The following is a 7,211-nucleotide window of genomic DNA, read 5'->3' on the forward strand; positions in this document are numbered from 1 at the left end:
CCCGGGCCTCCATCCGGGCCAGGTGGGCACCCAGGCAGAAATGCGCGCCGCTGCCGAAACTGAGCAGCTTCGAACCGATGTCGCGCTCGATCCGGTAGGAATCGGGATCGTCGAACACCCGCTCGTCGCGGTTGCCCGAACCGGGCAGCAGCAGCACCGTGGAGCCGGCGGGGATCGTGGTGTCTGCCACGGTGAAATCTTCGGCGACGGTGCGGGCCAGGATCTGGCTGGGGGTGTCGTAGCGCAGCGTCTCCTCCACCCACAGCGGAATCCGGGAGTGGTCGGCGAATACTCCGGTGAGCTGCTGCGGGTTCCGGTGGCCCCAGTAGACCGCGCTGCCCAGCAGTTTCGTGGTGGTCTCGTTGCCGGCGATCACCATCAGAAACAAAAATGCCGCGATCTCCTCGTCGGCCAGCGAGTCGCCGTCGAGCTCGGCGTGCAGCAGTGCCGAGGTCAGGTTGTCGGCCGGAGTCTTCTTGACGTCGGCGATCAGCTGCGCGTAATAGGCCATCAACTCGGCCGACGCCTGAATCGCCGACGGGGGAACGTCGGTGATGCCGTCCTCGCGGTGCACGACCCCGTCGGCCAGCTCGCGGATACGCACCCGGTCGGGCTCCGGGACACCCATCAGCTCGGAGATGACGTCCATCGGCAGCTTGGCTGCGAAACCGGTGATGAAATCGAACGTTGTGTCGGCGCGCAGCGCGTCGTCCAGATGCTGACGCGCCAGTCGTCTCACCTGCGGCTCAAGCTCACGAACCCGGCGCGGGGTGAAGCCCTTTGACACCAGCGTGCGCAGCCGAAGGTGGCCGGGGTCGTCCATCGCCAGGATCGACATCACCTTGTGGGCGTGCGGGCCGCGGGAGATGGGGTCCAGTGCGACACCGTCGACGTTCGACAGCACCTGGCTGTTGCGGAACCCGTCCAGCACGTCGCGATGCCGGGACAGCGCCCAGAAGTCGAGTTCGTCGTTGCGATACACCGGCGCCTCGTCGCGCAGTCGCCGGTAGTACGGGTAGGGGTCCTCGTGGAAGGCGTAGTCGTAGGGGTTGAGCATCGGCTCGACGGCCGGCACGCTCACTGGTGGCCTCCTGATGAGAGGATCAGGCTGACCACGTATTCCAGCCGGTCGGCTATCTGGTGATAGGTGAAGGCGCCGCTGCCCGCGTTGACCAGCGCGCCGAAGAACGTCATCTCCAGCGCGGACACCGCGCGGGCGTCGGCGTCGGGTCCGATCGCCGACGTGATACGGCGGTGTATCTCCGCGCCGATCCGGTCGCGAACCACACGCACCGCCGGATCTGCGCCGCCGCCGAGCAACGCCGTCGTACAGGCGGCGGCGACCTCCGGCTCGTCGGCGACCACCAGCGCCAGCTGGCGCAACGCCCGGATCACCCGGCTCGGCATCGCTTCGTTGACGTCGGTGAAGTACGGAACCTGACGCACCAGATCGAGGTAGACCTCGGCGATCAGATGGTTTTTCGACGAGAAATAGGTGTAGGCGGTCGCCGGGGCCACCTTGGCGCGGGCAGCGACCGCACGCACGGTGAGGTCGGCATAGGACGTGTCCCGCAGCATCGCCACACCGGCCGCCAGCACCTTGCGGAACGTCTCCTCCTGGCGGCGGTTACGCTGCATGGCCGGCGCCTGCTCATCGACGTTCGCCGTGAGGGGAGTGAGGGGCGCCACCGGGTAACTGGACACCTGTCTAACCTATCCGACGATGGCGACAATAGGCAACTGCGCAGGTGTATGCTGCTGTCTTGCACCACCACCGGCATGCAGACTAGGGTTCGACATAGACAATTCCAGACAAGTGTCTACCAACACGTATCTGCCGAACCAAGCGCGGGAGTCACACATGGCGTTACCGGCCAACGGCATCACCAGCCTGCTCATCGACAACACGTTGGTCCCAGGCGGCGCGGGCACCTTCGCCACCGTCAACCCGGCCACCGAGGAGGTGCTCGGTGAGGCCGCCAACGCCGACGCCGCTGACATGGACCGCGCGATCGCGGCGGCGCGGCGTGCCTTCGACGAGACCGACTGGTCGCGCAACACCGCGCTGCGGGTGCGCTGTGTGCGGCAGCTGCGCGACGTCCTGCGCGAACACCTCGAAGACCTCCGGGAGCTGACCATCGCCGAGGTCGGTGCGCCCCGAATGCTCACCGCCGCAGCCCAGTTGGAAGGCCCGATCGCCGATCTCGGCTTCGCCGCAGAAACCGCCGAGGGCTATCAGTGGAGCCAGGATGGCGGCAAGGCCGCGCCGCTGGGGATCGCCACCCGGCGCGTCATCAGCCGCGAGCCGGTCGGTGTGGTGGGGGCGATCACGCCGTGGAACTTTCCGCACCAGATCAACCTCGCCAAGCTGGGACCGGCGCTGGCGGCCGGAAACACCGTGGTCCTCAAACCCGCGCCCGACACACCATGGTGCGCGGCCGTCGTCGGGCAGCTCATTGCCGAGGAAGCCGATTTCCCGCCCGGTGTGATCAACATCGTCACCTCGCACGATCACAGCCTGGGGGCGATACTGGCCAAAGATCAGCGGGTGGACATGATTTCGTTCACCGGGTCGACGGCCACCGGCCGCAGCGTGACGATCGACGCGGCCGGCAGCATCAAGCGGGTGTTTTTGGAGCTGGGCGGCAAGTCGGCGTTCGTGGTGCTCGACGACGCCGACCTGGCGGCGGCCAGCGGGGTGTCGGCGTTCTCCGCCTGCGTGCACGCCGGGCAGGGGTGTGCGATCACCACCCGGCTGGTGGTGCCCCGGGCGCGCTATGACGAGGCGGTGGCCATCGCGGCGGCGACCATGTCGTCGATCAAGCCCGGCGATCCGGCCGACCCCGGCACCGTGTGCGGGCCGCTGATCTCAGCGCGCCAGCGTGACCGGGTGCAGGGCTACCTCGATCTGGCGGTCCACGAGGGCGGGACGTTCGCGTGCGGTGGCGGCCGGCCGGCGGAGATGCGCACCGGATTCTTCATCGAACCCACGGTGATCGCCGGCCTGACCAACGACGCCCGGGTCGCCCGTGAGGAGATCTTCGGTCCGGTGCTCACGGTCATCGCCCACGACGGCGACGACGACGCGGTGCGCATCGCCAACGACTCGCCGTACGGGCTGTCCGGCACCGTGTTCGGCGCCGACCCGCAACGTGCCGCCGCGGTCGCGTCCCGGCTCCGGGTGGGGACGGTCAACGTCAACGGCGGGGTGTGGTACTCCGCGGACATGCCGTTCGGTGGTTACAAGCAGTCCGGCAACGGCCGGGAGATGGGAATAGCCGGGTTCGAGGAGTACCTGGAGACCAAAGTCGTCGCTACCGCGGTGAACTAGCGACTTTCGAGAAAGACTGCAGATGGGACAGTTCGACGGCTTCGACGGAAAGGTGGCCATCGTCACCGGAGCCGCCCAGGGCATCGGGCAGGCCTATGCCCGGGCCCTGGCCGGCGCGGGCGCCGCGGTGGTGGTCGCAGACATCAACGCTGACACCGCACAGACGGTGGCCAAAGAGATCGTCGCCGACGGCGGATCCGCCCTCGGGGTGCCGGTCGACGTGTCCGACCCGGATTCCGCGCGCGCCATGACCGACGCCACAGTGGCCGAGTTCGGCGGCGTCGACTTCCTGGTCAACAACGCCGCCATCTACGCGAGCATGAAGCTCGACCAGCTGTTGACCGTGCCATGGGACTACTACAAGAAGTTCATGAGTGTCAACCTCGACGGTGCCCTGGTCTGCACCAGGGCGGTGTACAAGCAGATGAAAAAGCGCGGCGGTGGCGCGATCGTCAACCAGTCGTCGACCGCAGCGTGGCTGTATTCCAACTTCTACGGCTTGGCCAAGGTCGGCGTCAACGGCCTGACCCAGCAACTGTCGCGCGAGCTCGGCTGGATGAACATCCGCGTCAACGCGATCGCGCCGGGGCCGATCGACACCGAAGCCACCCGGACCGTCACGCCCGGGCCGATCGTCAAGGACATGGTCGGGCGGATCCCGTTGTCACGGCTGGGAACTCCAGACGACCTGGTCGGCATGTGTTTGTTTTTGCTGTCGGATCAGGCCGGCTGGATCACCGGGCAGATCTTCAACGTCGACGGCGGACAGATCATCCGATCATGAGCGCCGCCGTCAAGCTCGGCTATATCGGGCTGGGCAACATGGGCGCGCCGATGGCCATGCGACTGGTCGACTGGCCGGGCGGGGTAACGGTTTTCGATGTACGGACCGAAGCGATGACGCCGCTGGCCGACGCCGGCGCCACCCCGGCCGGCAGTGTGGCCGACATTGCGGCCGTCGCCGACGTCATCAGCGTTACAGTCCTCGACGACGGTCAGGTCCGCGGCGTTGTCGCCGAATTGGCGGCCAACGCCAAGCCGGGGACTATCATCGCGATCCACTCGACCATCAGCGACAACACAGCCGTCGAGCTGTCGGAAGAGCTTGCCCCGCAGGGTATCCGCATCGTCGATGCCCCGGTCAGCGGCGGTGGCGGTGCCGCCGCGAAGGGCGAGCTGGCGACCATGGTGGGCGCCGAGCGCGAGGTGTTCGAGCAGGTCAAGCCGGTGTTCAAGCAGTGGGCGTCGCTGGTCGTCCACGCCGGGACTGTCGGTGCGGGCACCCGAATGAAGCTGGCCCGCAACATGTTGACGTTTACCGCCTACGCCGCGGCGGGCGAAGCCATGAAGCTGGCCGAGGCCGCGGGCCTGGACCTGCAGGCGCTGGGCCGGGTGGTGCGGCACACCGACGCGCTCACCGGCGGCCCGGGAGCGGTCATGGTCCGCGATACGACGGCGCCGCTGGGTGCCGATGACTTCCTGTATCAGCCGTTCACCCACACCCGCGGGCTCGGCGAAAAAGATCTGAGTCTGGCGCTGAAGCTGGGCGAGGGGACCGGCGTGGAACTTCCGCTGGCACAGTTGGCGCTGCGCCAACTCGCGTTCGGGCTGGGCGTGCCACAATCCGCCGACTGATGGGAGACCCTGCATGGACGAGATGGACGAACTGCGGCGTACCGGCCTGGACAAGATGAACCAGGTCTACGCCTGGGACATGCCGGACATGCCCGGAGAATTCTTCGCCCTGACCGTCGATCACCTGTTCGGCCGGATCTGGACCCGGCCCGGGCTCTCCCTGCGTGACCGGCGGATGGCGGTGATCGCGGTGCTGACCGCCCAGGGGCAGGAGGATCTGCTGGAGGTGCAGGTCAACGCCGTACTGCAGAACGAGGAGTTCAGTGTCGACGAGTTGCGGGAGCTGGCGGTGTTCATCACCCACTATGTGGGGTTCCCGCTGGGCTCGCGGCTCAACGGAGCGATCGAGCGGGTGATCGGGAAACACGCCAAGCAGAAGAAGGTCGCCGGGGCCGGCGCGGTGCCTGACAAAAAAGCCAATGCCGCAGCTGTGCTGGCCAAGGAAGCCGGAAAGATATCCCCGACCGACCGCTAGGGTTGTGATCCGTGCAGGTGCTGGTGATCGGTTCGGGAGCCCGCGAACACGCGCTGCTGTTGGCTCTGCGGCAAGATCCGCTGGTCGAGAAGCTCGCGATCGCACCGGGCAATCCCGGTGCCGCGACGGTGGCCGACCGCCATGACGTCGACATCACCTCGGGGGAAGCCGTCGCCGCGCTGGCCGGCGAGGTCGGCGCCGACCTGGTGGTGATCGGTCCCGAGGTGCCGCTGGTGCTGGGGGTGGCCGACGCAGTGCGCGAAGCCGGGATCGCCTGCTTCGGTCCCACCCGGGACGCAGCCCGGATCGAGGGGTCCAAGGCGTTCGCCAAGGACGTGATGGCTGCTGCCGGTGTGCGCACCGCCCGCAGCGAAATCGTGGACAATCCAGCGCGTCTGGACGCCGCGCTGGACCGGTTCGGTCAAAGCGCCGGCGAGGCCGCCTGGGTGGTCAAGGACGACGGCCTGGCCGGCGGCAAGGGCGTGGTGGTAACCGCCGACCGCGATGCGGCCCGGGCGCATGCCGCCGGCCTCCTGGAGGCAGGACACCCGGTGTTGCTGGAGTCCTTCCTGGACGGGCCGGAGTTGTCGCTGTTCAGCGTGGTCGACGGTGAAACGGTGGTGCCGCTGCTGGCGGCACAAGACTTCAAACGAGTCGGCGAGGGTGATGTCGGCCCCAACACCGGCGGCATGGGAGCTTACGCGCCGCTGCCGTGGCTGCCTGATGACATGGCAACGCGGATGGTCCACGAGATCGTCGAACCCGTTGCCGTCGAGCTGGTTCGGCGCGCAAGTCCGTTCTCCGGTTTGCTCTACGCCGGACTGGCGATCACACCGGATGGGCCGGCGGTCGTCGAATTCAACTGTCGCTTCGGCGACCCCGAGACGCAATCGGTGCTGGCACTGCTGGATTCGCCGCTCGGGCAGTTGCTGCATGCGGCTGCCACCGGCGGGCTCACCGGGTTCGGTCCGCTGCGCTGGCGCAGTGGCGCGGCGGTGACGGTGGTGCTGGCCGCCGAGAACTATCCTGGGCGGCCACGTCTCGGCGATGTCGTCACCGGCTCGGACGCCGACGGGGTGCTGCACGCGGGCACCGCGCGCCGCGACGACGGAGCGATCGTGTCGTCCGGCGGGCGGGTGCTGTCGGTGGTGGGCACCGGCGCCGACCTGACCGCAGCTCGGGCCGCGGCCTACCGCCTCATGGACTCGATTCGACTGCCGGGCAGTCACTTTCGCCGCGACATCGGGCTGGCAGCGGCAGAGGAGAGGATCCGCGTTTAGTAGCCGGCGGCTTGGCCGTCGCGTCGCGGGTCGCTTGCCCCCAGGTATCCGTCGTCCAGCCGCCAGATCGCCTGGCAACTGCCGAACTGCTGGTAGTCGCCGGTGACCGTCAACCGGTGGCCCCGGCGGCGCAGTTCATCCAGCGTCTCGGCCGGAAAACCGCGTTCGCAGTTGACCTGCATACCCTGGATCCAGCGGAATCGCGGCCCGTCGCAGGCCGCCTGTGGGTTCTGGCCGTGGTCGATGATCCGGCTCACCACCTGGACATGGCCTTGCGGCTGCATGTCGCCGCCCATCACCCCGAAGCTCAACACCGGTACACCGTCCTTGCTGAGGAAGCCCGGGATGATGGTATGGTACGGCCGTTTTCTCGGACCGACCCGGTTCGGATGGCCGGGTGTGGCAACGAAACCCGAACCACGGCTCTGCAACGAGATGCCGGTTCCCGGCACCACCACCCCGGAGCCGAATCCCGGGAGATAGTTGGACT

8 protein-coding genes are annotated in these 7,211 nt (G+C 67.8%); 5 read left to right on the top strand and 3 right to left on the bottom strand.

Translation table 11 applies throughout. The features are described from left to right. The coding region (locus tag AC2VON_RS13215; RefSeq protein WP_486953379.1) for a cytochrome P450 at window positions 1-1,057 on the bottom strand (1,057 nt) is incomplete at its 3' end. A gap of 20 nt (window positions 1,058-1,077) precedes the next feature. Then, window positions 1,078-1,638, bottom strand: a complete 561-nt coding sequence (locus AC2VON_RS13220; RefSeq protein ID WP_486953380.1) for a TetR family transcriptional regulator — start codon at window positions 1,636-1,638, stop codon at window positions 1,078-1,080. 223 nt (window positions 1,639-1,861) lie between these two features. Between AC2VON_RS13220 and AC2VON_RS13225 the strand changes: the two genes are divergently transcribed. Genes AC2VON_RS13225 through purD form a run of 5 tightly spaced genes read left to right on the top strand, consistent with a single transcriptional unit; the run spans window position 1,862 to window position 6,721 of the window. Beyond that, entirely contained in the window at window positions 1,862-3,331 is a 1,470-nt protein-coding gene (locus tag AC2VON_RS13225) for an aldehyde dehydrogenase (RefSeq protein ID WP_486953374.1), read from the top strand. 22 nt (window positions 3,332-3,353) lie between these two features. Beyond that, window positions 3,354-4,115 carry an SDR family oxidoreductase gene (locus AC2VON_RS13230; RefSeq protein WP_486953375.1) on the top strand — a complete coding sequence of 254 codons (762 nt, stop codon included), beginning with the start codon at window positions 3,354-3,356 and terminating at the stop codon, window positions 4,113-4,115. Beyond that, window positions 4,112-4,966 (top strand): NAD(P)-dependent oxidoreductase, encoded by an 855-nt coding sequence (locus AC2VON_RS13235; RefSeq protein ID WP_486953376.1) that lies wholly within the window; start codon window positions 4,112-4,114, stop codon window positions 4,964-4,966. The genes AC2VON_RS13230 and AC2VON_RS13235 overlap by 4 nt, the downstream gene beginning before the upstream one ends. A gap of 22 nt (window positions 4,967-4,988) precedes the next feature. Then, the gene (locus AC2VON_RS13240; protein WP_486953381.1) at window positions 4,989-5,441 is read left to right on the top strand and encodes a carboxymuconolactone decarboxylase family protein; all 453 of its coding nucleotides are present in this window, start codon (window positions 4,989-4,991) and stop codon (window positions 5,439-5,441) included. A gap of 11 nt (window positions 5,442-5,452) precedes the next feature. Next, a complete protein-coding gene (gene purD, locus AC2VON_RS13245; RefSeq protein ID WP_486953377.1) occupies window positions 5,453-6,721 on the top strand; it encodes a phosphoribosylamine--glycine ligase in 1,269 nt (422 codons plus the stop codon). On the opposite strand, the gene AC2VON_RS13250 is transcribed toward purD, so the two are convergent. After that, window positions 6,718-7,211 (bottom strand): gamma-glutamyltransferase (locus AC2VON_RS13250; RefSeq protein WP_486953378.1); only part of this gene is annotated, 494 nt, incomplete at its 5' end. The two genes, purD and AC2VON_RS13250, sit on opposite strands and share 4 nt — an antisense overlap.

The organism is Mycobacterium sp. TH-M82 (assembly GCF_057473605.1).